This is a genomic window from Neisseria sp. P0008.S002 (genome assembly GCF_051962805.1).
In the GTDB taxonomy this organism is placed as follows: domain Bacteria; phylum Pseudomonadota; class Gammaproteobacteria; order Burkholderiales; family Neisseriaceae; genus Neisseria; species Neisseria perflava.
This window is the reverse complement of the sequence record NZ_JBQCUY010000007.1, coordinates 24,066-50,723: the sequence shown is the minus strand read 5'-3', so window position 1 is coordinate 50,723 and position 26,658 is coordinate 24,066. Positions and strand designations below refer to the sequence as shown.

Annotated in this window: 20 protein-coding genes and 1 tRNA gene; all 21 read right to left on the bottom strand. The window is 44.5% G+C overall.

Translation table 11 applies throughout. The features are described from left to right. Nucleotides 1–5: 5 nt before the first annotated feature. The 21 genes from rplB to tuf (ACTHSA_RS08545) all read right to left on the bottom strand — a co-directional run bounded on the left by rplB (nucleotide 6) and on the right by tuf (ACTHSA_RS08545) (nucleotide 26,617). Nucleotides 6–839, bottom strand: a complete 834-nt coding sequence (gene rplB / locus ACTHSA_RS08645; RefSeq protein WP_003684813.1) for a 50S ribosomal protein L2 — start codon at nucleotides 837–839, stop codon at nucleotides 6–8. A gap of 5 nt (nucleotides 840–844) precedes the next feature. Beyond that, nucleotides 845–1,159, bottom strand: coding sequence for a 50S ribosomal protein L23 (rplW, locus tag ACTHSA_RS08640; protein WP_002243944.1), 315 nt, complete (start codon nucleotides 1,157–1,159; stop codon nucleotides 845–847). Next, entirely contained in the window at nucleotides 1,156–1,776 is a 621-nt protein-coding gene (gene rplD, locus ACTHSA_RS08635) for a 50S ribosomal protein L4 (RefSeq protein WP_003684798.1), read from the bottom strand. The genes rplW and rplD overlap by 4 nt, the downstream gene beginning before the upstream one ends. Continuing rightward, a complete protein-coding gene (rplC, locus tag ACTHSA_RS08630) occupies nucleotides 1,776–2,420 on the bottom strand; it encodes a 50S ribosomal protein L3 (protein WP_004520188.1) in 645 nt (214 codons plus the stop codon). The genes rplD and rplC overlap by 1 nt, the downstream gene beginning before the upstream one ends. Before the next feature lie 252 nt (nucleotides 2,421–2,672). Beyond that, nucleotides 2,673–2,984 (bottom strand): 30S ribosomal protein S10, encoded by a 312-nt coding sequence (gene rpsJ / locus ACTHSA_RS08625; RefSeq protein ID WP_002642322.1) that lies wholly within the window; start codon nucleotides 2,982–2,984, stop codon nucleotides 2,673–2,675. 17 nt (nucleotides 2,985–3,001) lie between these two features. Continuing rightward, nucleotides 3,002–4,186, bottom strand: coding sequence for an elongation factor Tu (gene tuf / locus ACTHSA_RS08620; RefSeq protein WP_004520187.1), 1,185 nt, complete (start codon nucleotides 4,184–4,186; stop codon nucleotides 3,002–3,004). A gap of 88 nt (nucleotides 4,187–4,274) precedes the next feature. Next, nucleotides 4,275–6,380 (bottom strand): elongation factor G, encoded by a 2,106-nt coding sequence (gene fusA, locus ACTHSA_RS08615; protein WP_003749269.1) that lies wholly within the window; start codon nucleotides 6,378–6,380, stop codon nucleotides 4,275–4,277. 18 nt (nucleotides 6,381–6,398) lie between these two features. Next, the gene (gene rpsG / locus ACTHSA_RS08610; RefSeq protein WP_002240962.1) at nucleotides 6,399–6,869 is read right to left on the bottom strand and encodes a 30S ribosomal protein S7; all 471 of its coding nucleotides are present in this window, start codon (nucleotides 6,867–6,869) and stop codon (nucleotides 6,399–6,401) included. A 117-nt stretch (nucleotides 6,870–6,986) separates the two neighbouring features. Continuing rightward, nucleotides 6,987–7,358 (bottom strand): 30S ribosomal protein S12, encoded by a 372-nt coding sequence (gene rpsL, locus ACTHSA_RS08605; protein ID WP_002218431.1) that lies wholly within the window; start codon nucleotides 7,356–7,358, stop codon nucleotides 6,987–6,989. A gap of 190 nt (nucleotides 7,359–7,548) precedes the next feature. Then, nucleotides 7,549–9,852 (bottom strand): DUF7017 domain-containing protein, encoded by a 2,304-nt coding sequence (locus ACTHSA_RS08600; RefSeq protein ID WP_070624748.1) that lies wholly within the window; start codon nucleotides 9,850–9,852, stop codon nucleotides 7,549–7,551. Next, complete coding sequence (locus tag ACTHSA_RS08595) at nucleotides 9,839–12,745, bottom strand: nuclease-related domain-containing protein (protein WP_070624750.1); 2,907 nt, start codon at nucleotides 12,743–12,745, stop codon at nucleotides 9,839–9,841. Before ACTHSA_RS08595 ends, ACTHSA_RS08600 begins: the two co-directional genes overlap by 14 nt. 572 nt (nucleotides 12,746–13,317) lie before the next feature. Continuing rightward, the gene (gene rpoC / locus ACTHSA_RS08590; RefSeq protein ID WP_070624752.1) at nucleotides 13,318–17,496 is read right to left on the bottom strand and encodes a DNA-directed RNA polymerase subunit beta'; all 4,179 of its coding nucleotides are present in this window, start codon (nucleotides 17,494–17,496) and stop codon (nucleotides 13,318–13,320) included. 156 nt (nucleotides 17,497–17,652) lie between these two features. Continuing rightward, entirely contained in the window at nucleotides 17,653–21,831 is a 4,179-nt protein-coding gene (rpoB, locus tag ACTHSA_RS08585) for a DNA-directed RNA polymerase subunit beta (protein ID WP_070624754.1), read from the bottom strand. Between the two features lie 189 nt (nucleotides 21,832–22,020). After that, complete coding sequence (gene rplL, locus ACTHSA_RS08580) at nucleotides 22,021–22,392, bottom strand: 50S ribosomal protein L7/L12 (protein WP_003677916.1); 372 nt, start codon at nucleotides 22,390–22,392, stop codon at nucleotides 22,021–22,023. 57 nt (nucleotides 22,393–22,449) lie between these two features. After that, entirely contained in the window at nucleotides 22,450–22,950 is a 501-nt protein-coding gene (gene rplJ, locus ACTHSA_RS08575; RefSeq protein ID WP_003680699.1) for a 50S ribosomal protein L10, read from the bottom strand. Between the two features lie 223 nt (nucleotides 22,951–23,173). Continuing rightward, a complete protein-coding gene (gene rplA, locus ACTHSA_RS08570; protein WP_003677918.1) occupies nucleotides 23,174–23,869 on the bottom strand; it encodes a 50S ribosomal protein L1 in 696 nt (231 codons plus the stop codon). Next, nucleotides 23,869–24,303 (bottom strand): 50S ribosomal protein L11, encoded by a 435-nt coding sequence (gene rplK / locus ACTHSA_RS08565; RefSeq protein WP_002220151.1) that lies wholly within the window; start codon nucleotides 24,301–24,303, stop codon nucleotides 23,869–23,871. The genes rplA and rplK overlap by 1 nt, the downstream gene beginning before the upstream one ends. A gap of 104 nt (nucleotides 24,304–24,407) precedes the next feature. Next, entirely contained in the window at nucleotides 24,408–24,941 is a 534-nt protein-coding gene (gene nusG, locus ACTHSA_RS08560; protein ID WP_003680697.1) for a transcription termination/antitermination protein NusG, read from the bottom strand. A gap of 2 nt (nucleotides 24,942–24,943) precedes the next feature. Continuing rightward, a complete protein-coding gene (gene secE, locus ACTHSA_RS08555) occupies nucleotides 24,944–25,219 on the bottom strand; it encodes a preprotein translocase subunit SecE (protein ID WP_004521090.1) in 276 nt (91 codons plus the stop codon). A 131-nt stretch (nucleotides 25,220–25,350) separates the two neighbouring features. Then, a tRNA-Trp gene (locus tag ACTHSA_RS08550) sits at nucleotides 25,351–25,426 on the bottom strand. A gap of 6 nt (nucleotides 25,427–25,432) precedes the next feature. Then, entirely contained in the window at nucleotides 25,433–26,617 is a 1,185-nt protein-coding gene (gene tuf, locus ACTHSA_RS08545; protein ID WP_004520187.1) for an elongation factor Tu, read from the bottom strand. Nucleotides 26,618–26,658 lie beyond the last annotated feature (41 nt).

Genomic DNA, 26,658 nt, shown 5'->3' with positions numbered 1-26,658 from the left:
ACTAATTAACCTTTATTTGAGTAACGACGACGAACAATCATGTTATCCGTGCGTTTGTTATTACGAGTGCGGTAGCCCTTAGCAGGAGTACCCCATGGGCTAACCGGTTCGCGAGCTTCACCAGTACGGCCTTCACCACCACCATGCGGGTGATCAACAGGGTTCATTACAACACCACGAACGGTCGGACGAATACCACGCCAGCGGTTAGCACCAGCTTTACCGATTTTTTTGAGGCTTTGTTCTTCGTTACCAACTTCACCGATAGTTGCACGGCAATTTACGCTAATTTTGCGTACTTCACCAGAACGCAAACGAACTTGAGCGTAAGCACCTTCTTTTGCAAGCAATACCGCAGAAGCACCAGCAGAACGCGCAATTTGCGCACCTTTACCTGGTTTCATTTCGATACAGTGAATAGTTGTACCAACAGGAATATTGCGGATCGGCAAAGTGTTACCTACTTTGATAGCAGCCTCAGCACCGGAAACCAATACTGCACCGGCTTGAATACCACGAGGAGCAATGATGTAGCGACGCTCACCATCTGCATAGCACAACAGTGCGATAAATGCAGTACGGTTAGGGTCATATTCGATACGCTCTACTTTTGCAGGGATACCGTCTTTGTTACGTTTAAAATCTACAACGCGGTAATGATGTTTATGGCCACCACCTTTATGACGGGTAGTGATATGACCATTGTTGTTACGACCGGCAGTAGAATTTTTCTTTTCTAGCAGAGGTGCATAAGGTGCACCTTTGTGCAAACCTTCTGTTACCACGCGAACCATGCCGCGACGGCCTGCAGAGGTCGGCTTCATTTTAACGATTGCCATTTTGTTTATTCCTTATCTGCAGCTGCAGCAGCGGCTTCCAAATCCAACTCTTGACCGGCAGCCAAGCTTACATAAGCCTTTTTAACATCGCTGCGACGACCTAAAGTGCGACCAAAACGTTTAACTTTACCTTTAATGGTAACAGTAGTAACGTCTGCAACTTGAACGCCGAACAGCAGCTCAACAGCCGCTTTAATTTCAGGTTTTGTTGCATTTGCCAAAACTTTAAACGTCATTTGGTTACGTTTTTCAGCCAATACGTTGCTTTTTTCAGAAACGATAGGTGCCAAGATTACTTGAGTCAAACGTTGTTGATTCATACCCATTGCTCCTCTAATTGTGCAACTGCATCTTTAGTGATAACGACTTTTTTGTAACGCAGCAAGCTGTAAGGATCAACTTGTTGAGCTTCCAAAACCAATACGTTAGGCAAGTTGCGTGAAGCCAAGTAAACATTCTCGTCGAGCTGTTTAGTTACAAACAGAACTTGCTCCAAACCCAAATTTTTCACTTGTTCAGCAAAAACTTTGGTTTTAGGAGTTTCAGCAGTCAATGCTTCGATTGCAAACAAACGTTCATCACGAGCCAATTGGGACAAAATAGTCGCCATACCGGCACGGTACATTTTACGGTTCACTTTTTGAGTGAAGTTTTCGTCAGGTTTGTTTGGGAATGCACGACCACCTTTACGCCACAGCGGAGAAGAAGTCATACCGGAACGAGCACGACCGGTACCTTTTTGGCGCCATGGTTTTTTAGTAGAGTGGTTTACTTCGGCACGAGTCTTTTGAGCACGATTACCAGAACGGGCATTTGCCAAGTAAGCAGTAACCAGTTGGTGAACCAGAGCTTCATTGTATTCACGAGCAAACAAAGCATCAGAAACAGCCAAGCTGCCAGATACTTGTCCTTTAGCGTCAATTACTTTCAATTCCATTACGCACCTACTTTCACGCTAGGACGAACCACGACGTCGCTGTTAACCGAACCCGGAACAGCACCTTTAACCAACAAGAGTTGGCGTTCAGCATCAACACGCACAACTTCCAATTTTTGAACAGTTGCTTTAGTGTTACCGTATTGACCTGCCATACGTTTACCAGGGAACACGCGACCAGGGTCTTGTGCCATACCGATAGAACCAGGAACACGGTGAGAACGGGAGTTACCGTGGGAAGTACGTTGAGCACCGAAGTTATGACGTTTGATCGTACCAGAGAAACCTTTACCTTTAGAGGTACCGGTTACATCTACCAATTGACCAACTTCAAACATAGAAACGGTAATTTCATCACCGACTTTTAATTCAGCCAGCTTTTCTTCAGTCAAAGCAAACTCAACCAAACCGCGACCAGCTTCAACACTCGCTTTAGCAAAGTGACCGGCTTCAGTTTTGTTGACACGATTAGCTTTTTTCTGACCAAAGGTAACTTGTACAGCAGTGTAGCCGTCAGTATCTTTGGATTTCACTTGTGTAACGCGGTTGGCAGACATATCCAAAACAGTTACCGGAACAGAAACACCCTGTTCGTCGAACACGCGAGTCATACCAACTTTGCGTCCAACCAGACCTAAAGTCATGATTATTTTCCTTTTAAGTAAAGGGGCGGGCTACGATTGGCCTGCCTTTCAGACAAAGTTAAACTTGATACGGATGTACCAAGTCCACCATTATAATTGACAAATCAAAGAAATATCAACAAAAATTTCAATTTAACTTCTTAAAACCATCATTTTTTTCGGATGAAGCGTTGCCAAATGTCTGACAATTTTCAGACGGCCTAAGAATTCTATAAAAAAACCGAACAGCCAAGCTGTTCGGTTTTTCAGTTCTTATTGAACTTTAATTTCTACATCCACACCCGCTGGAAGATCCAGTTTCATCAGTGCATCAGTAGTTTTGTCAGTCCAGTCCACGATGTCCATCAGACGCAAGTGGGTACGGATTTCCAATTGTTCACGAGAAGTTTTATTCACGTGAGGAGAACGCAAGATGTTGAAACGTTCGATTTTAGTTGGCAAAGGAATCGGACCTTTAACAACAGCGCCAGTACGTTTGGCAGTTTCAACGATTTCTTGCGCAGAACGGTCAATCAGACTGTAATCATAAGCTTTCAGGCGGATACGGATTTTTTGGTTTGCCATTTATCAATATCCCTCAATTAAGCAATTACAGAAGAAACCACACCCGCACCTACGGTACGACCACCTTCGCGAATCGCAAAGCGCAGACCTTCTTCCATAGCGATAGGCGCAATCAGTTCTACAGTAATGGTTACGTTCTCACCTGGCATTACCATTTCTACACCTTCTTCCAAAGTAACTGCACCAGTTACGTCAGTAGTACGGAAGTAGAATTGTGGACGGTAGTTAGCGAAGAATGGAGTGTGACGACCACCCTCTTCTTTGCTCAGTACGTATACTTCTGCTTTGAATTTGGTGTGAGGAGTGATAGTACCTGGTTTAGCCAATACTTGACCACGCTCTACATCTTCACGTTTAGTACCACGCAGCAATACGCCTACGTTGTCACCTGCTTGACCTTCGTCCAGCAGTTTGCGGAACATTTCAACACCGGTACAAGTGGTTTTTTGAGTTTCTTTCAGACCTACGATTTCGATCTCGTCACCAACGTGGATGATACCGCGCTCTACACGACCGGTTACTACTGTACCACGACCGGAGATAGAGAATACGTCTTCGATAGGCAACAAGAAAGGTTTGTCCACAGCACGCTCAGGTGTTGGGATGTAGCTGTCCAGAGCAGCAGCCAATTCGAAGATTTTTTCTTCGTAACCAGCGTCACCTTCCAAGGCTTTCAGTGCAGAACCTTGTACGATTGGGCAGTCATCACCTGGGAAGTCGTAGCTTGACAACAAGTCACGGATTTCCATTTCAACCAGTTCCAACAACTCGGCATCGTCAACCATGTCGCATTTGTTCATGAATACGATGATGTAAGGTACACCTACTTGGCGGGCCAACAGGATGTGTTCGCGAGTTTGTGGCATAGGACCGTCAGCTGCGGAACATACCAAGATCGCGCCGTCCATTTGGGCAGCACCGGTAATCATGTTTTTAACGTAGTCGGCGTGGCCTGGGCAGTCTACGTGTGCGTAGTGACGGGTTTCAGTTTCGTATTCTACGTGTGAGGTATTAATGGTAATACCGCGGGCTTTTTCTTCAGGAGCGTTGTCGATTTGGTCGTAAGCTTTTGCAGCACCACCAAATTTTTTAGCCAAAATAGTAGTCAAAGCAGCAGTCAGAGTGGTTTTACCATGGTCAACGTGACCGATGGTGCCAACGTTTACGTGCGGTTTGCTACGTTCAAATTTTTCCTTAGCCATGAGCTAATTCCTTTACATTAAAGATCGATTAAAGAACAGAGGCCGTCTGAAAAATCATTTCAGCCTTTCAGACGACCTATTTGCCTGATTAGCCTTTACGGGCTTCAGTTACAGCAGCAGCTATGTGGGCAGGAGCTTCAGAATATTTCTTGAACTCCATAGAGTAAGTAGCGCGGCCTTGGGTTGCAGAACGCAGGTCGGTAGAATAACCGAACATTTCTGCCAGAGGCACTTCGGCACGGACTTTTTTACCGCCGATGCCGTCATCATCCATACCCAATACAACACCACGACGACGGTTCAAGTCGCCCATTACGTCACCCATGTATTCTTCAGGTGTTTCCACCTCAACTGCCATGATTGGTTCCAACAGAGCTGGATTGGCTTTACGCATACCTTCTTTGAAGGCTTGAGACGCAGCCAATTCGAAGGCCAGTTGAGAGGAGTCAACATCGTGTGAAGAACCGAAGATCAGACGCACACGTACGTCAACTACTGGGTAACCGGCAACGATACCGTTAGGCAAAGTATCGCGAATACCTTTATCGACAGACGGAATAAATTCGCGAGGAATCACACCACCTTTAATTTCATCGATAAATTCGTAGCCCGCACCACCTGGTTCCATAGGTTCCATTTTGATCACAACGTGACCGTATTGACCTTTACCACCAGATTGTTTGGCATGTTTGTATTCAGCTTCAACTTCTTTGCGGATGGTTTCACGGTAAGCCACTTGAGGCGCACCGATGTTTGCTTCCACGCCGAATTCGCGTTTCATACGGTCAACAATAATTTCCAAGTGCAGCTCACCCATACCAGAAATAATGGTTTGACCGGACTCTTCGTCTGTACGAACGCGGAAAGAAGGGTCTTCTTTCGCCAGACGGTTCAGGGCGATACCCATTTTCTCTTGGTCGGCTTTGGTTTTCGGCTCAACGGCAATATGGATTACCGGCTCAGGGAATTCCATGCGTTCCAAGATGATAGGTGCGCTTTCTGCACACAAGGTCTCACCAGTAGTAACGTCTTTAAGACCGATCGCAGCTGCAATATCACCAGCGCGTACTTCTTCAATTTCAGTACGGTCTGCAGCAGTCATTTGCACCAAGCGACCGATACGTTCGCGAGTACCTTTTACAGAGTTCAATACGGTATCACCGGATTTCACCACACCAGAGTAAACGCGGATGAAAGTCAGCTGACCAACGTATTTATCATTCAACATTTTGAACGCCAATGCAGAGAATTTCTCTTCATCGCTGGCTTGACGGCTGTCGGCTTCTTCAGTGTTAGGGTTAACACCTTGAACTGGAGGAATGTCGGTAGGAGCAGGCAGCAATTCTACAACTGCATCCAACATACGTTGAACACCTTTGTTTTTAAATGCTGAACCGCACAACATTGGTTGAATTTCACCGGCCAAAGTACGTTGACGCAATGCGCCTACGATTTCTTCTTCAGTCAGCTCATCACCGCCCAAGTATTTGTCCATCAATTCTTCGCTGGCTTCTGCTGCAGCTTCAATCATGTTTTGACGCCATTCTTCGGCAGTCTCAACCAATTCAGCAGGAATGTCGCCATAGGTAAAGGTTGTACCTTTATCGGCTTCATTCCAAATAATGGATTTCATTTTCAACAGGTCAACGACACCGCTGAAGCTGTCTTCCGCACCAACCGGAATCACGATAGGTACTGGGTTTGCGCGCAAACGGGTTTTCATTTGCTCAACAACGCGGAAGAAGTTGGCACCTTGACGGTCCATTTTGTTTACAAATGCCAAGCGAGGTACTTGGTATTTGTTAGCTTGACGCCATACGGTTTCAGATTGAGGTTGAACACCGCCTACTGCACAGTAAACCATTACCGCGCCGTCCAATACACGCATAGAACGCTCTACCTCTACAGTAAAGTCAACGTGTCCCGGAGTGTCGATGATGTTGAAACGGTGCTCAGGGAACTGTTTCGCCATACCAGACCAATAAGAAGTCACAGCAGCAGAAGTAATGGTAATACCACGCTCTTGCTCTTGTTCCATGTAGTCGGTAGTAGCCGCGCCGTCATGCACTTCGCCCAATTTATGAGTCAAACCTGTATAGAACAAAATACGTTCTGTTGTGGTTGTTTTACCCGCGTCAATATGGGCAGAAATACCGATATTGCGATACAGGCTGATAGGGGTCTTACGAGCCATTTTGTTAGCCTTTCGATATTAGAAACGGAAGTGAGAGAATGCTTTGTTTGCTTCAGCCATGCGGTGTACTTCTTCACGTTTTTTCAACGCACCGCCACGACCTTCAGCCGCATCAATCAATTCACCCGCCAAACGCAGGTCCATAGATTTCTCACCACGTTTACGGGCCGCATCGCGAACCCAGCGCATTGCCAAGGCCAGACGACGTGAAGGACGAACTTCAACAGGAACTTGGTAGTTTGCACCACCTACACGGCGGCTTTTCACTTCCACGATAGGTTTGGCGTTTGCAATGGCTTCGTTAAATACTTCGATTGCTACTTTGCCGGTTTTTTTCTCAATTTGCTCCAGAGCACCGTAAACGATACGCTCTGCAACAGATTTTTTACCGTCAATCATCAATACGTTCATGAATTTAGTCAGCTCAACGCTGCCGAATTTTGGATCTGGCAGTACGTCGCGCTTAGGGACTTCTCTACGTCTTGGCATTTTAATTTCCTTTAATCTATTCAGTTGGGTCTATTCCCATGAATACCCAATTAAGTATTCACTTACTCGGCCGTTGTTCAGCTTAGGCGGCCGACGTGCCTATTTGAGTCCCGATAATTATTTAGGACGCTTAGCACCGTATTTAGAACGGGCTTGTTTACGGTCTTTAACACCTGCAGTATCCAAAGAACCGCGTACAGTGTGGTAACGTACACCTGGCAAGTCTTTTACACGACCGCCGCGAATCAATACGACGCTGTGCTCTTGCAGGTTGTGGCCTTCACCGCCGATGTATGAAATTACTTCAAAACCGTTGGTCAGGCGAACTTTACATACCTTACGCAATGCAGAGTTAGGTTTTTTAGGGGTAGTTGTGTATACACGGGTGCACACGCCACGTTTTTGCGGGCAAGCTTCCAGTGCAGGCACTTTGTTTACGTACACGGGCTTTTGACGGCCTTTGCGTACCAATTGGTTGATAGTTGGCATATTTTCTCGTCCTGTTGAGTTAAATACTTGCCGACACCATGTCGGCAAGAGTGGAATTATAGTTTTTTTGCAAGATACAAGTCAAGCATATTGCTGATAAATCATGATGTTTTTTCATTTTGTGATAACGATTTAACAACAAAGGCCGTCTGAAAATATATTTTTCAGACGGCCTGTTGAATGTATAGACTTAATCGTATTCCCAACAAGTCAACGCCCGTAAAGTATATCTGTTTTCCTTACGATTAAACTCATTAATGTACAATACTTCCACTTCAGTATAGTCTTCAATACTTCCGATTAATTCTTTCGGTACATACACATTGTCAACAAATCCGAAACCCTTTGTAGGATTTTTTTGCAGCGAGCCACTTGTTATTCCAACACCTTGTATACTAATTTCATCTGTTGGTATCGCCTCCAATACACTACCACCATCTGATGTTAAAGTCAGCATGACATAGCTACCAGGCTTCGGCTTCGCTTTTCCATTATAAATCTCAAAAGGAACACAAATTTTTCTATCTTTATTTACATACACATAGAAACATCTGTGAACATTATCGACACTCTCGATAACCCCTGCCATTTCTGTCATTTGCTCTGACAGATAATGCTCTTTTTGCTCAAACGCATTTTTCAGATATTTAATTGCCTGCCAGCCATAGGTGTTTTTCTGTTTATTGAGTTTCTTTATGCACAATACTGTTACATATTTTCCTGCATGTTCTTTCGGTATCAGTTTTTCAGATACATAAATATCTCCTACAAAACCAAAATCTTTTGACTGTTGAACACGCAGAATATCGCTCTCAATTTTTACATCAGATATAACTTTGGGTTCACTCTCTCGGGTAGAAAGCACTACTTTACTTGATAAGCTCATGGTTAATTCCATGTAATCACCTATCTCTGGTAACTTCTGGCCTTCAAATAGCGGCATCGGAACAGTAATTTTTGTATCTTTATTCAGATACACCCGAAAGGATTTACCGGATTGCTCTACTTTTGATACCAATCCAAAATTCTTGGTAACTCCTTCCAATAAATAACGCTCTTTATATTTCGAGTAATTCTCTAACTCACATTTGATTGCCTGCCAAGCATATTTAGCCTTTTTCTCATCGTACTTTTGAAATGCTAATACGGTAACAAAGTCATCAATCCACTCTTGAATCACTAAATGTGGCGGAATGAAAATATCTTCGACAAAACCATATGTGCTACCTTTCTGAACTCTTAGCTGCCCACTCCTGGCAGTAAGCCCATCAATATGCACTTCCTGCCCGATTTTAGCTGAAACTAAAAAACGATCTTCTTTACTGATCTTCAGTTCCAAATACTCACCCAACTCCGGGATACTTTGCCCCTGAAACATCTTCGCTGGGACTGCAATAGTCTCGTCCTTACGGACATAGGCAAATATTTTTGTTCCCTCCGCATTCTTCCCAACCACAATTGCTGACACAGTTTCCGTTTCGCCAATCAGATAACTTTCCGCATTAGCTGCCAGCGTTTTTAAAAAAGGCTTCAAGCCTGCAGTATCCACATTGCCGTCATACCAAGATTGCGAGCATAATTCTGTTACCTCTTTTTTGATATTCCAACCTTGTTGCTGGCAATGCTCAACCACTTCTTTAACACACATAGAAGCCTTATCGGCTAATCCTTGTTTAGCTAAAATTGAGGCTGCAGATTTAAGTGCGGGAAAAGCAAATGATTTTTCATGAGCACACAAAATTGATTTAGCCCAACATTCCATTGCCATTTGCGGATTTTCTGCCGCATACATATGAGCAAACAAATCCCATGCCCATGCATCCTGCCGTTTTTTCTTAACCACCGAACGCGCTAGGGTTTGAGCTTTCAGAGTTTGCCCTGCCACGAGCAAACATTCGGCCTCATCTTTATCCAACCACATTTTATGCTGTGTATCTTGGGCGTATTTGCGGACATAGGCCAGCAGAGCAAACAATTCCTCTGCCTTTATTTTCTCTCTGAAATCTGGGTTACTTTGCCACACATCTGCCAACATTCGCCCAAATTTCAATAATAAACTAGGCGATTCCCCCTTTTCAGTCCGATACGGTTGCATATCTTTCTCTTCAAACAAGCCGTCTGAATAACATACCAGCAACACCAATAAATCAGGAAAATGATTTAAATTACGCTGACTAATTCGTAGCAGCCAAACATACTGATTATCATCATTCCATACTGGGATATCCGCCCATCTTAACCAGCGGCACACCAAATTAAACTGTGCTGATTCCTGCGGAAAAGGCTGATATTCACACTTGGGATTTCTCTCTGTCCGCTGCTTAATATTATCCTGTATGCGCTTACACATCGCATAACCTGCCCAAAAGAATGCACTTTCCAGCCAGAAATCCCGCATTTCATTCTGCATCGCCTGTTGAGCCAAGTTCCAAGCTTCATCTATTTTGCCCCCTTTTCTCAATTCATTAACTTTTCTCGCACTATTCTGTTCCATCACAAAAATCCCCTATAAATTTATCCAATATCTTCTGGCTGTCTGCTTTCTTAACCTGCACACTACTGATTAAGCCCTTTTTTGAATCATTCGGTATATTCAATTCCAAACCAACTTTCTCATTCATGGTCTGCAATACAACATGAAGTTTGAAGTTGCTCTCATAGATACTATAAATCTGCCAGCCTTTTTCAACTGCTCTATCCTTAAATACTGAATACGCTTCTTGAATATTATTTTGAAACTCTGGCTGTGATGCTCTCAACAAATCTAAAAGTTGTAATACCAATTCATCATTTCCACGCACAACCTTGCTAGCCTCAACATTGACTTCAAACTTCCCATTGTAATTAAAATCCAACTCAATAATGCCGTCTGAATGACTGAAAACATAACGTTCTTTATATTGGTGCTGCGTAATATTGTCAATATGCCAACCGCTATCTGCCAATATGTCGTTAACCGCCAATAGTAAAGCCCATTGCTGCGGTGTATGTGGATGAAAACCGGTCGGAAACGGCATGTTTCTTTCAAAGTCAGTCGGTTGTCGGCTTTGCAGAAAATGAAATCTCTTCTGAGCTGTAAATGGTGCAACAACGGCTGATTTGATGTTCCACTCCGTTTTCGACCACTCATTCAGTTCATGATAATTCAGCAGCAGTAATGACTCTGCAGCAACCGTTGTGGTACTGTAAATAAAACGGAAATAACTGTCTGTTGCCGGTGTCTCCGTATCATGTGCAGCCGAAGCATCCAAAATAACTGTATGCAACGGCTCCCCTTGCATGGCACGGTGTACTGTCATTGCATATGCAAACTTCAATCGGGCAGCATTCATATAGCGGTTTTCCAATACGGCTTTTACTAACTGCTCGCGATAGTTTTTATTAACATCTTGGTATTCGTTATCCTTCTCTTTATACTCTTTAGAATCTTTTTCCAAACTGTCTCGCTCAGCTTTCAGACGGTCTGCTTCCTGCTCTAAATGACAAATCTCTGGATTATGTTGCTTCACATCCTGCTCTGCAAAAATACGCAAGGCAATTTTTTGGTCTGCTGTAAGCTCTGCGCCACTCAATGCCTCAGGCAGATACAAAATTTTATATTTCTGTTCGTTCTTATCACAAATATCCGCAACGCCAAACCGTACAACTGTCGGATAATCGCGCCCTTTTAACGATATGGATTGCTCAAAATAGCGGCCTGCATCCATAACCTTATAAAACCGATGGGGATATAAATCAACGTATTTCCCCTCAATAGCATTCCTTTTTTCACCGACTGATTTATTCAGCAATTCCACAATATCGCCACACACCAAAGCCATAGCTGATTCAGCCTGCAGATATTTTTTTCGGATTGCAAGATTTGTTTTGGCAGCCTGCTCGTTTTTCCCACACAAAATCGCTGCTTCTCTTGGAAAATGCAGTAATCTATCAATAATTTCATCTGTTTTTTCGCCTTTTTGTATTTGGCGGATAACTCCTTGCTGCGGACGTGGTAAACGTAGAAACCGCTCCGTTTTAATTTGTTCAATCAACGGTTTCTGAAAATCCAGCATTTCAGCATAGCTTCCCGCTTCTCTATCTTGCGCATTTAATTCAAATGCCTCACTACTGATTTTATTTTCAGCAAAAATCGAACCATATACAAGATTATTTCTCTTACCGCCACGCAACAACTGATATGGGTCGCCAATAATCAGCATCTTTGGAAAGTCTGAAAAATCAACTGTTTCTTCCTCATTTCGTTTATTTTCCAGAACATTTATCTCTTCCTCTGATGGGTTAACTTTGCGGACAGACAAAGCCCGTAGCAAATCTCGCACTAACCAACCCGAACCATAAACGGTAAAATCACTTTCATAATGTTCATCGGCAAACAGATGTCCGTCTAATATCACAATAAGCGGTTGCTTTTTGGGTGTGCCATCTATATTGGTTTGATGAAGAAAATCGTAAATTTCTTTATATTTAACCTGATAGGTTTCCTTCAAATTTTCTGTATCGATTTTTCGATTGCCATACAAAAACTGATAAATACTATCAACATTATTAATGCCATTATTTTCATAACGCTCTTTTGTACGCATATTACGAGCCAGACACCGCGTATCCGTGTTTTTCTGCTGCAAAGTTTGTAAAATTTTGATTGTGCCGGTATTATCCGCCCCCTTTAAGAAAAAGACTTTTGAAGCTTCGTCATCCAACCACATCCGTATATTTTTAAGTGCCTGACTCTGGGTGTTATTCAATACAACCGCAGCTTCTGACACGGCTTCGCTATCTCCATCAGCAAACCGCACTTCCGCTGCCCGTCCTTCTAAACGGTAAGCAGGAATCTCTAATTTTTTTATAATCAGATTTAAGTCTTGCTCGGTAAAGCGAGTATTTTTATTAGTAATCTCATCAATATTACGGATTGCATTACGATAATCCTGCACATGAAACCATGGTTTAATTTTTGGCGGTAAGGTTTGAATATCAAATTGAATGTTCTGCTGAAACAAACAAAGACAAACCACATGATTCTTAGGATTCATGGAAAACGTAATATCTTTCAAATACTCCAACATCTCCAGCCTGTTAGCTCGTAGCTGAAGATAAGGATTCACCTGTGCTCCCCCTTTAACCGGCACATCGTCAGCTTTCCAAACACCGTTTTCAGAAAAGTGTATCTCTCCACCATAATTTTTAAAATCAATCACAATTACAGCATTACACTTGAGAACAACTGCATCGATTTCCGTATTATTAGCGTAAACATTTCCTAAAAGATAAACCGGTTCAGTTTCTTTAGCATATCTCTGTTCCAACAATACATATAAATCATTGAAAGCTCTGTTTTCATGGGTATGTTCAAAAGGTTTAGTTCGGTAAGCATGGAAACTCATTTTTATTCCCCGTTTATTTATCGGCGTTTGTAAGACAAAATAGCCCGACAGTTATGCAACATCTATTTCAGACGGCATAACTTTCGAGCTATTGGTTATGAATAATCAGGTCGTCTGAAAATAGACGATAGAAATTTAATCTAACCCAACATTTTAGCATTTACTATATGAAATTTAAAAATATTGTATAAAGTTTGTTGAAAAGCTCGGCTTATCGCATGATTCAATTCAAATGAAATAAAATCATATCATATGTATTAAGAATAAATAGGGAAATTTTGCAATGAAAATATCATTGATGTTTGGTAGGTATGTTATCCCAAAAAGCAACATATCGTACTTAACCGTTTTCTTGCTCTCTAATCAAGTGTCGGATTCGGAGAATTCGACCTTCTTGTAACTGAAACTTCCCCAAACGGCAACGACCGGCTCAGCCACCTGAAGAAATCAGGTTTTCATACAAAACAACCACCCATTTCTTTCAGACGGCCTTTCCCCCAAAAAGGCCGTCTGAAAACAAAAAAACCGCAAGTCTTTCGACTTGCGGTTTTGCTTTACTGCACTATCCGACCTTACTCGGCAGCGTTTTCGCTTTCTGCTTCGGCAGCAGGCGCGGTTTCTTGCCATTGTTGATGGCGGCTGCGGTGGTAGGTCAAACCAGTACCGGCAGGAATCAAGCGACCGACGATGACGTTCTCTTTCAGACCACGCAACTCGTCTTGTTTGCCCATAATCGCAGCCTCGGTCAGAACGCGGGTTGTCTCTTGGAACGATGCAGCAGAAATGAAGCTGTCGGTGGACAGAGAGGCTTTGGTAATACCCAACAATACGTTTTCGTAACGTGCAGGCTCTTTACCTTCTTCCAACGCTTTTTCATTGGCAAGCATCACATCGCTACGCTCAACTTGTTCGCCGGTAATAAACTCTGTATCACCAGCATCCACAATGTTCACTCGACGCAACATTTGACGGATGATGACTTCGATGTGTTTATCGGAAATCTTCACACCTTGCAAGCGGTAAACCTCTTGTACCTCTTGAACAATGTAGCGGGCCAATGCTTCGATACCTTGCAGACGCAGAATGTCGTGTGGATCTACGGCACCGTCTACGATGGTTTCACCACGGTTTACCACTTGACCATCGTGTACCAAAATCTGTTTCTCTTTAGAAATCAGCGTTTCGTATGCTACACCGTCTACGTCGGTAATAATCAGACGCTGTTTACCTTTGGTTTCTTTACCGAAGGAAACGGTACCGGTAATTTCAGCCAACATACCTGCATCTTTCGGCACGCGTGCTTCAAACAACTCAGCAACGCGCGGCAAACCACCGGTAATATCGCGGGTTTTAGAAGACGCTTGTGGAATACGCGCCAACACATCACCCTTACCGACTTCCTGACCTTCACGGATGGTAATCACCGCACCGACCGGGAATGCCATAGAAACTGGGGTAGTCGTACCAGGAATGCAAATTTCCAGACCATTCTCATCCAACAGTTTGACAGTCGGACGCAACAGTTTAGAAGCACTAGAAGAACGACGTTTGCCGTCAATCACTACCAAAGTAGACAAACCGGTTACATCGTCAGTTTGTTTCGCAACGGTAACACCCTCTTCCACGTTTTCGAATTTCACCATACCTGCGTGTTCGGTGATCATCGGACGGGTATGCGGATCCCAAGTTGCCAAAGTTTGACCGGCTTTAATGGCTTCGCCGTCTTGTACCAGCAGGATTGCACCGTAAGGTACTTTGTGACGTTCACGTTCGCGACCGATATCGTCGTGAATCACTACTTCACAAGAGCGGCCAATGACAACCAATTCGCCTTTGTTGTTGGCAACGTAACGCATTTGGCTGCTGAAACGAGCTGTACCATTGGATTTGGCTTCCACTTGACTGGCAGCAGCCGCACGAGATGCCGCACCACCGATGTGGAACGTACGCATGGTCAGCTGAGTACCTGGCTCACCAATAGATTGTGCAGCAATTACACCTACAGCTTCACCAGCGTTAACCAGTTTACCGCGCGCCAAGTCGCGGCCATAACAGTGTGCACACAAGCCATGACGGGTTTTACAAGTAATTGGCGTACGGACTTTAACCTCGTCAACACCAGATTGGTCAATGATATCAACTAATTTCTCAGTCAGCAGTGTACCTGCCTCAACCAAAGTCTCGCCAGTTGAAGGATCAACAACATCTGATGCTGTAACACGGCCTAAAATACGATCGCGCAACGCTTCAATTACGTCACCGCCTTGTACTACTGCTTTCATGACAAAGCCGTCTGAAGTACCGCAATCGTCTTCAACAACGACCAAGTCTTGAGTTACGTCTACCAGACGACGGGTCAGGTAACCAGAGTTTGCCGTTTTCAACGCGGTATCCGCCAAACCTTTACGCGCACCGTGGGTCGCAATAAAGTATTGCAATACAGTCAAACCTTCGCGGAAGTTAGAGGTAATTGGCGTTTCGATAATAGAGCCGTCAGGTTTGGCCATCAAACCACGCATACCGGACAACTGTTTAATCTGAGCTGCAGAACCACGGGCACCAGAGTCGGCCATCATGTAAATAGAGTTGAAGGACTCTTGATCAACTTCGTTGCCGTCACGGTCGATAACTTTTTGTTTGGACAGATTGTCCATCATCGCTTTAGCGATCTTATCGCCGGCACGACCCCAAATATCGACCACTTTGTTGTAACGTTCGCCGTTGGTCACCAAACCTTGACGGTATTGGTCTTCGATTTCTTTAACTTCGGCATTAGCCTCAGCCAGCAAGGCTGCTTTTTCTTTCGGAATTTCCATATCGTCAACCGCAATGGAAATACCGCCTTTAGCCGCAAAACCGAAACCGGTATACATCAAGTGGTCGGCAAAAATAACTGTGTCACGCAAACCGCACAGACGGAATGATGCGTTAATCAGTTTAGAAATTTCTTTTTTCTTCAGCGCTTTGTTGATGTACTCGAACGGCAGGCCTTTAGGCAAGATTTCGCTCAACAATGCACGGCCGACAGTCGTTTCGTAACGGTTAACGACAGGCTCAAACTCACCTGCTTCGTTTTTTACCCATTCGCGCAGACGTACGGTAATTTTCGTACCCAGTTCAACCTGTTTGGTATGGTATGCACGATGCACTTCTTTCACATCGGCAAACAGGCTGCCTTCGCCTTTGGCATTGATACGGTCGCGGGTCATGTAGTACAGACCCAATACGATATCTTGAGAAGGTACGATGATTGGTTCGCCGTTGGCTGGAGACAATACGTTGTTTGAAGCCAGCATCAGCGTGCGTGCTTCCATTTGTGCTTCCAAGCTCAATGGAACGTGTACAGCCATTTGGTCACCGTCAAAGTCGGCGTTAAATGCGGCACACACCAATGGGTGCAACTGAATCGCTTTACCTTCGATCAGGATAGGTTCGAACGCTTGAATACCCAAACGGTGCAGGGTTGGCGCACGGTTCAGCATAATCGGATGTTCGCGGATCACTTCTTCCAAGATATCCCATACTTCAGGTACTTCTTGTTCTACCAATTTTTTCGCAGCTTTAACGGTAGACGCCAAACCTTGTTTTTCCAATTTGTGGAAAATGAATGGTTTGAACAGTTCCAACGCCATTTTTTTCGGCAGACCACATTGGTGCAGACGCAGGTATGGACCTACGGTAATCACGGAACGACCAGAGTAGTCCACACGTTTACCCAGCAGGTTTTGACGGAAGCGGCCGCCTTTACCTTTAATCATGTCAGCCAATGATTTCAGCGGACGTTTGTTGGCGCCGGTCATGGCTTTACCGCGACGGCCGTTATCCAACAGAGAGTCAACTGCTTCTTGCAACATACGTTTTTCGTTACGAACGATGATGTCAGGCGCATGCAGTTCCAACAGACGTTTCAGACGGTTGTTACGGTTAATAACGCGGCGGTACAAATCGTTCAAATCGGAAGTGGCAAAACGACCGCCATCCAATGGAACCAACGGACGCAAATCAGGCGGCAATACCGGCAGCACGTCCATAATCATCCATTCCAGTTTCATACCGGAACGGTGGAAAGCTTCCAATACTTTCAAACGTTTGGCAATTTTTTTAATTTTGGTGTCAGAACCGGTAGATTCCAGCTCTTGACGCAGGATTTCGATTTCGCCGGTAATATCCAAGGTGCGCAACAATTCACGGATACCTTCTGCACCCATTTTGGCATCGAAGTCGTCGCCGTATTCGTCCAGTTTGTTGTAGTAATCGTCTTCAGTCAGTAATTGACGACGTTGCAACGGAGTCATGCCGGGATCGGTTACCACAAATGCTTCAAAGTACAATACGCGTTCGATATCGCGCAAAGTCATGTCCAGTACCATACCCAAGCGGGAAGGCAGGGATTTCAAGAACCAAATATGGGCAACTGGTGCTGCCAATTCAATGTGGCCCATGCGTTCGCGGCGTACTTTAGACAGGGTCACTTCTACGCCACATTTTTCACAGGTTACGCCTTTAAATTTCAAGCGTTTGTATTTACCGCACAAACATTCATAGTCTTTGACCGGGCCAAAGATTTTGGCACAGAATAAACCGTCACGCTCAGGTTTGAACGTGCGGTAGTTGATGGTTTCAGGTTTTTTAACTTCGCCATAAGACCATGAGCGGATGGTTTCGGGAGAGGCAATACCGATTTTGATGGCATCAAACTCTTCTTCCATGCCGGCAGTTTGCAACGGATTAAATAAGTTCAACAAATTCATTTTTGCTCCTTGAAGGAAGTATTTTTACCGCATGGCGGATTTTCGATATTGGGAAACGGTACTTTTGATTTCAGATGGCCTAAATGCCGATTGCTTCATTCTTATTCTGAAACCGCTTTTTCAGACGACCTTAAAAGGCCGTCTGAAAACTTCTGTTTAGTAGCGTTCCAAATCGATATCCAAGCCCAGTGAGCGAATCTCTTTAACCAATACGTTGAAGGATTCAGGCATACCGGCATCGATTTTGTGTTCACCTTTGACGATATTTTCGTACATTTTGGTACGGCCGTTCACGTCGTCAGACTTCACAGTCAGCATCTCTTGCAGCGTGTATGCCGCGCCGTATGCTTCCAATGCCCAAACCTCCATCTCGCCGAAACGTTGGCCACCGAACTGAGCTTTACCGCCCAAAGGCTGCTGGGTAACCAAACTGTATGGACCGGTAGAACGGGCGTGCATTTTTTCGTCAACCAAGTGGTGCAGTTTCAGATAGTGCATCACACCGACTGTAACCTTGCGGTCAAATGCTTCGCCGGAACGGCCGTCATACAGCGTGATTTGAGTTTTACTGTCGTTGAAGCCCAGTTTCTCAACCTCAGGATCTTCACTTGGGTAAGCCAAGTTCAACATTTCGCGGATTTCAGACTCTTTCGCACCGTCGAATACAGGAGAGGCGAAAGACGCACCTTTGCGCAGGTTAGAAGCCAATTCGATGATTTCTTCATCTGTCAGGCTGTCTAAATCTTCTTTCTTACCGCTACCGTTGTAGAGTTTGTTCAAGAATTCACGCAGCTCGCTGGCTTTGCGTTGCTCTTTCAGCATACGATCGATGCGTTCACCGATACCTTTTGCCGCCCAACCCAAGTGAACTTCCAAAATCTGACCAATGTTCATACGGGAAGGTACGCCCAATGGGTTCAGTACAATGTCTACCGGACGGCCGTCAGCCATGTAAGGCATGTCTTCCACCGGCAGAATGCGTGATACCACACCTTTGTTACCGTGGCGACCCGCCATTTTGTCACCGGCTTGCAGACGGCGTTTGATGGCGATAAATACTTTCACCATTTTTTGTACGCCCGGTTGCAGCTCGTCGCCTTGGGTCAGTTTTTTCTTCTTGATCTCATACAACTCATCCGCTTCTTCGCGTTTTTGTTGCAGGCTCAATTTAATCAGTTCCAACTGTTTGGCCAAATCTTCGTCAGCCAAACGGATGTCAAACCAATCATGTTTGCTGGACAGGCTCGCCAAATATTCGGTAGTGATTTCACTGCCTTTAGCCAGCTTCATCGGACCACCATTGGCTTTTTGACCAACAATCATACGCTCGATACGGTCAAATGCGTCGTTATCAAAAATACGCAACTGGTCGCTCAAGTCTTGACGGTAACGTTTCAGCTCAGAATCAATAATGGATTGAGCACGTTTGTCGCGTTGAATACCTTCACGAGTAAAGACTTGAACATCGATAACGGTACCGCTCATGCCGGTAGGCATACGCAATGAAGTATCTTTTACGTCAGACGCTTTTTCACCGAAGATGGCACGCAGCAGTTTTTCTTCAGGAGTCAGTTGGGTTTCGCCTTTAGGTGTTACTTTACCTACCAAGACGTCACCAGCTTCTACTTCTGCACCAATATATACGATACCGGATTCATCCAAACGGTTTTGCATACGCTCAGACAAGTTCGGAATATCGCGGGTAATGTCTTCCGCACCCAGTTTAGTGTCACGTGCGACAACGTTCAGCTCTTCAATGTGAATCGAAGTATAACGATCGTCTGCAGCCACTTTTTCTGAAATCAGAATCGAGTCTTCGTAGTTGTAACCGTTCCATGGCATGAAGGCGATGGTCATGTTTTGACCCAAAGCCAACTCGCCCAAGTCGGTAGATGCACCGTCGGCCACCAAGTCACCACGTTGCAACACATCGCCTGCTTTTACGGCCGGACGTTGGTTGATGTTGGTAGATTGGTTAGAACGGGTGAATTTAACCAAGTTGTAAATATCGACACCCACTTCACCGGCAGTCGCTTCATCATCATGAACACGAACTACAACACGGTTGGCATCTACATACTCAACCACACCGCCGCGGCGGGCAACGATTGCAGTTGCAGAGTCAACGGCAACAGAGCGCTCAATACCGGTACCAACCATCGGTTTTTCAGGGCGCAGACACGGTACAGCCTGACGTTGCATGTTGGCACCCATCAATGCACGGTTCGCGTCATCATGTTCCAAGAATGGAATCAGAGATGCTGCAACGGATACCACTTGACCGGTTGCCACGTCCATATATTGAACGCGGTCAGGCGTCGCCATAATGGTTTCGCCTTTTTCACGACAAGTGACCAAGTCGCCAATCAAATTACCGTCTTTGTCCAAATCGGCATTCGCCTGTGCAATCACATAACGGCCTTCTTCGATAGCAGACAAGTAGTCGATTTCTTCAGTTACTTTGCCATCGACAACACGGCGGTAAGGAGTTTCCAAGAAACCATAATCATTGGTACGCGCATAAACGGATAATGAGTTGATCAAACCAATGTTTGGACCCTCAGGTGTTTCAATAGGACATACACGGCCATAGTGGGTCGGATGTACGTCTCGCACCTCAAAGCCTGCACGTTCGCGAGTCAAACCGCCCGGGCCCAATGCAGATACACGGCGTTTATGGGTTACTTCAGACAATGGGTTGGTCTGATCCATAAATTGGCTCAATTGGCTGGAACCGAAGAATTCTTTAATCGCGGCAGAAACAGGTTTCGCATTGATCAAGTCATGCGGCATCAAGTTCTCAGATTCTGCTTGGTTCAAACGCTCTTTAACTGCACGTTCTACACGAGCCAAACCGCTGCGGAATTGGTTTTCAGTCAACTCACCCACAGAACGAACACGACGATTACCCAAGTGGTCAATATCGTCTACTTCACCATGACCGTTACGCAGTTCAACTAATGTAGCAATGGAAGCAACAATGTCTTCAACGCTCAGAACGTAACCACCTTTTTCGGCAGCACCGGCCAAAGTTTCGTTCAGCAAACGGCCATACCAAGAGTTTTGTTGTGCTTCAGACAGTTTTTGCTCGTATGTGCGCGTATTGAATTTCATACGGCCTACGCGAGACAAATCATAGCTGTCTTCACTGAAGAACAAGCGGTTGAAGAGCTGCTCAACAGCTTCTTCGGTAGGCGGTTCGCCAGGACGCATCATGCGGTAAATCGCTACGCGTGCAGCTTGCTGATCAGCAGTTTCGTCTGTACGCAGAGTGCTGGAGATGTAACCGCCTTGATCCAATTCGTTGATATAAAGGGTCGTAATTTCTTTTACACCATGGATATCAAGTTTGGCCAACAGCTCTTCTGTAATTTCATCGTTAGCAGAAGCCAATACTTCGCCGGTTTCCGGATCAATCAGATCCGCAGCCAATGCTTTGCCAATCAGACTTTCTGGCTCTACATCCAAACGAGTCAAGCCTGCATTGGTAATATCACGGATATTTTTCGCAGTAATACGTTTACCTTTGGCAACCAGTACATTGCCTTCTTTATCCAAGATATCAACTTTGGCAGTTTCACCTTTCAGACGGCCTGCAACCAGATCAGTTTGAACACCGTTTGAAGACAAATAGAAAGTTTCTTTGTCGTAGAAAATATCCAAGATTTGTTCATTGTTGTAGCCCAAAGCTTTCAACAAAATCGTAACCGGCATTTTACGGCGACGGTCGATACGGAAATACAGCAAATCTTTTGGATCAAATTCGAAATCCAACCATGAACCACGGTAAGGAATAATACGAGCAGAGAACAACAGCTTACCGGAAGAATGTGTTTTACCACGGTCATGCTCAAAGAACACGCCAGGAGAACGGTGCAGCTGGGAAACAATCACACGCTCAGTACCATTGATGACAAAAGAGCCGCTTGGCGTCATCAATGGGATTTCACCCATATACACTTCGTTTTCACGAACTTCTTTTACAGTCGGCTTAGATGCTTCTTTATCCAAAATCACCAAACGGATACGGGCACGCAATGGAGCCGCGTAAGTAATGCCGCGCAATTGACATTCAGGAATATCGAATAAAGGCTCGCCCAATGTGTAATGCACAAATTCCAATCGCGCATAACCGTTATGGCTCACAATCGGGAAAATAGAATTAAATGCTGCTTGCAGACCATCATCAGTGCGTTGGTCAAAAGCATTTTCCAGCTGCAAAAATTTCGCATAAGAATCAATTTGGGTTGCCAGCAGGAAAGGAACATCTAAGACATTCTCTCGCTTTGCAAAACTCTTACGGATACGTTTTTTCTCGGTAAACGAATAGCTCATATACACTCCGAAAAGCAATTTTAAATAATAGGCCGTCTGAAACAACGGCATGCATTAACCTGATATTTACATTTATTTGCAATGATTTTATAAAGACTATGCAAATAAATGTAAACAATACCTGATGCTTATTTTAAGAAGCAAAATAAGGCTGGCAGAAAACTGCCAGCCTTCATAGGAAGCATCAAATTATTTGATTTCGACTTTAGCGCCGGCTTCTTCCAGTTGTTTTTGGATGTCTTCAGCTTCAGCTTTAGAAACACCTTCTTTCAGAGTTTTAGGTGCACCGTCAACGATGTCTTTAGCTTCTTTCAGACCCAGGCCAGTGATAGCGCGGACAACTTTAATCACGCCAACTTTTTGATCACCGGCAGAAGCCAATACTACGTCAAATTCAGTTTTTTCTTCAGCAGCAGCTGCACCAGCACCTGCAGGACCTGCAACTGCAACGGCAGCAGCAGAAACGCCAAATTTCTCTTCAAAAGCTTTAACCAGGTCGTTCAATTCCATTACGGTCAAAGAACCAACGGCTTCCAAAATGTCTTCTTTAGTAATAGCCATGCTATTTTACTCCAAATATTGTATTAAAAAATAATTGATTAAATGAAACAAAATTGATTAAGCGGCTTCTTCGCCAGCTTTTTTCTCTGCCAAAGCAGCCAAACCACGTGCAAAGCCTGATACAGGAGCTTGCATAACGAACAACAGTTTGGACAACAGTTCTTCGCGGCTTGGAATAGAAGCCAACTCAGCAACCTGAGCAGGGTTCATCACTTCGCCATTGTAAGAACCAGCTTTAACGATAATTTTGTCATCTTTTTTCGCGAATTGGTGCAGCACTTTAGCAGCAGCAACAGCATCTTCAGAAGCAGCGTAAACCAATGGACCAACCATTTGATCGGCCAAACCTGCGAATGAAGTACCCTCTACTGCGCGACGAGCCAGAGTATTTTTCAGAACGCGCAAGTAAACGCCTTCTTTACGTGCATTTGCACGAAGCTCAGTCATGCTGGAAACACTGATACCGCGATATTCAGCGACTACGAGAGTTTGAGCGTTAGCAATTGCTGCGCTAATTTCCTCTACGGCCACTTTCTTGGTTTCAATATTGAGACTCAAGGTCTACCTCCCACTGTTTATAAACAGGATACCGAAATGATATCCCACCAGCGCGGTAACCTAAAAAGACATCTTACAAGCAATCTTGCAATGTGTTTCAGGACTACCGTCTGCGTAGGGCAGTTACGATTAAATCTTACGATCCCTACGGTCTTGGACATCTACTTAATTTTAAGTAGCCCAAATTCAGGCAATCCAGAAAACTGGATCACCTGAAAATTTCTTAGTTGTTCACGCTTGCAGTATCAACGCGAACACCCAAACCCATAGTGCTGGATACAGCAACTTTTTTCAGGTACTGGCCTTTAGCAGCAGCAGGTTTGGCTTTAACGATAGCATCCAGCAACGCATTGAAGTTTTCTTTCAAGTCAGCTTCAGCGAAAGAAGCACGACCGATAGTTGCATGAACGATACCTGCTTTATCTGTACGGTATTGTACTTGACCTGCTTTTGCATTTTTAACTGCTTCAGCAACGTTAGGAGTAACAGTACCTACTTTAGGGTTTGGCATCAGACCACGAGGACCCAAGATGGTACCCAATTGACCAACGATACGCATTGCATCAGGAGAAGCAATAACAACGTCAAAGTTCAAGTTACCAGCTTTAATTTCAGCAGCCAGATCTTCAAAGCCGACAATATCTGCGCCAGCTTCTTTAGCAGCATCTGCATTTGCACCTTGAGTAAACACAGCTACGCGAGTTGTTTTACCGGTACCTTTAGGCAGAACGACTGAACCACGAATAACTTGGTCAGATTTACGAGGATCAACACCCAGGTTGAAAGATACGTCAACAGACTCGTCAAATTTAGCAGTAGCAGCTTTTTTAACCAAAGCAATTGCTTCGTCGATTGCGTACAGTTTGTTAGCTTCAACAGAAGAGCGCAGAGCTTTCAAGCGTTTAGATACTTTAGCCATTATACAACACCCTCCACGTCCAAGCCCATTGAGCGAGCAGAGCCGGCAATAGTGCGAACAGCCGCATCCAAGTCAGCAGCAGTCAAATCAGGCTCTTTAGTTTTAGCAATTTCTTCCAACTGGGCGCGGGTCAATTTACCCACTTTATTAGTCAGAGGATTAGAACTACCTTTTTGCAGACCAGCAGCTTTTTTCAACAAGATAGAAGCTGGAGGGGTTTTCATCACAAAAGTGAATGATTTATCCGCAAATGCAGTAATAACGACTGGAATTGGCAAACCAGGTTCCATACCTTGGGTTGCAGCATTAAATGCTTTACAGAATTCCATGATATTCAAACCACGTTGACCCAAAGCAGGACCAACTGGGGGAGATGGATTGGCTTTACCTGCAGGAATTTGCAGTTTGATGTAGCCGATAATTTTCTTTGCCACTTAAGAACTCCTAAAAACGGGTATAACGCGGAACCATTCCGCTTCCCAAACAGAATTTGCGATTATATCCGCTTAAAAAAAAATTTTCAAGCGAATTAAACCACTTAAATCTTTTCAACCTGACCGAACTCTAATTCAACCGGTGTTTCACGACCAAAAATCTGAACTGAAACACGCAGTCTATTACGTTCGTAGTTAACTTCATCAACAATACCGTTAAAATCAGCAAATGGGCCTTCGTTTACTCGAACTTGCTGACCAACTTCAAACTCAACTTTTGGTTTTGGCTTCTCAACACCTGTTTTAGCTTGTTGCAAAATAGCATCTGCATCTTTTTGAGAAATTGGGATCGGGCGATTTCCACTACCGCCTACAAAACCATTTACTCGAGGGGTACTCTTAACCAAGTGCCATGAATCATCAGTCATTTCCATTTCAACCAATACATAGCCTGGATAGAATTTACGCTCACTGATGGTTTTTCGGCCATTCTTGATATCTACTACTTCCTCCACAGGAACGAGAATCTGGCCGAAATATTCTTCCATGTTTTCACGAGCAATACGCTCTTTCAATGTTTTTTGAACATTTTTCTCGAAACCGGAATAGGCCTGTACCACATACCAACGCTTTGACATCTTTACCCTTTCCTATTTAATAAAACATCAAAAAACAACCATGAAATAATTGTATCTGCCGTATAAATGAAGGCTGCTAAAACTGCAACGAAGATAATCACGAATACAGTCATTTTGACCGCTTCATCACGACTCGGCCAAACTACCTTCTTAAACTCAGTCCAAGAGCTCTTAAAATATGCAAACAGACCTTCTTTCTTTTCAGGAGCTGGCTTATTACTTACCACAACTTCCTTTTTCTGATGGTCTTCTTTGCGTCCAGACGGATGTTCTGTCATCTTTACTCACTTATCAATACCCCACCCGCCTTTATTTTAGATAGTGGCATTGATCCATTAATTAATTCCAAATAATCTTAAAACTTAAGTACAAAAAAATTAACCGGCACAAGGCCGGTTAATTTTTTATTTGGCAGGCCAAGAGGGTCTCGAACCCCCAACCCTCGGTTTTGGAGACCGATACTCTACCAATTGAGCTATTGGCCTGTAAACTTAAGCGATTACAGAAGAAACCACACCCGCACCTACGGTACGACCACCTTCGCGAATCGCAAAGCGCAGACCTTCTTCCATAGCGATAGGCGCAATCAGTTCTACAGTAATGGTTACGTTCTCACCTGGCATTACCATTTCTACACCTTCTTCCAAAGTAACTGCACCAGTTACGTCAGTAGTACGGAAGTAGAATTGTGGACGGTAGTTAGCGAAGAATGGAGTGTGACGACCACCCTCTTCTTTGCTCAGTACGTATACTTCTGCTTTGAATTTGGTGTGAGGAGTGATAGTACCTGGTTTAGCCAATACTTGACCACGCTCTACATCTTCACGTTTAGTACCACGCAGCAATACGCCTACGTTGTCACCTGCTTGACCTTCGTCCAGCAGTTTGCGGAACATTTCAACACCGGTACAAGTGGTTTTTTGAGTTTCTTTCAGACCTACGATTTCGATCTCGTCACCAACGTGGATGATACCGCGCTCTACACGACCGGTTACTACTGTACCACGACCGGAGATAGAGAATACGTCTTCGATAGGCAACAAGAAAGGTTTGTCCACAGCACGCTCAGGTGTTGGGATGTAGCTGTCCAGAGCAGCAGCCAATTCGAAGATTTTTTCTTCGTAACCAGCGTCACCTTCCAAGGCTTTCAGTGCAGAACCTTGTACGATTGGGCAGTCATCACCTGGGAAGTCGTAGCTTGACAACAAGTCACGGATTTCCATTTCAACCAGTTCCAACAACTCGGCATCGTCAACCATGTCGCATTTGTTCATGAATACGATGATGTAAGGTACACCTACTTGGCGGGCCAACAGGATGTGTTCGCGAGTTTGTGGCATAGGACCGTCAGCTGCGGAACATACCAAGATCGCGCCGTCCATTTGGGCAGCACCGGTAATCATGTTTTTAACGTAGTCGGCGTGGCCTGGGCAGTCTACGTGTGCGTAGTGACGGGTTTCAGTTTCGTATTCTACGTGTGAGGTATTAATGGTAATACCGCGGGCTTTTTCTTCAGGAGCGTTGTCGATTTGGTCGTAAGCTTTTGCAGCACCACCAAATTTTTTAGCCAAAATAGTAGTCAAAGCAGCAGTCAGAGTGGTTTTACCATGGTCAACGTGACCGATGGTGCCAACGTTTACGTGCGGTTTGCTACGTTCAAATTTTTCCTTAGCCATGGCAATATCCTATAATCTAAGCTTTTGAAAGAAAGGGTAAT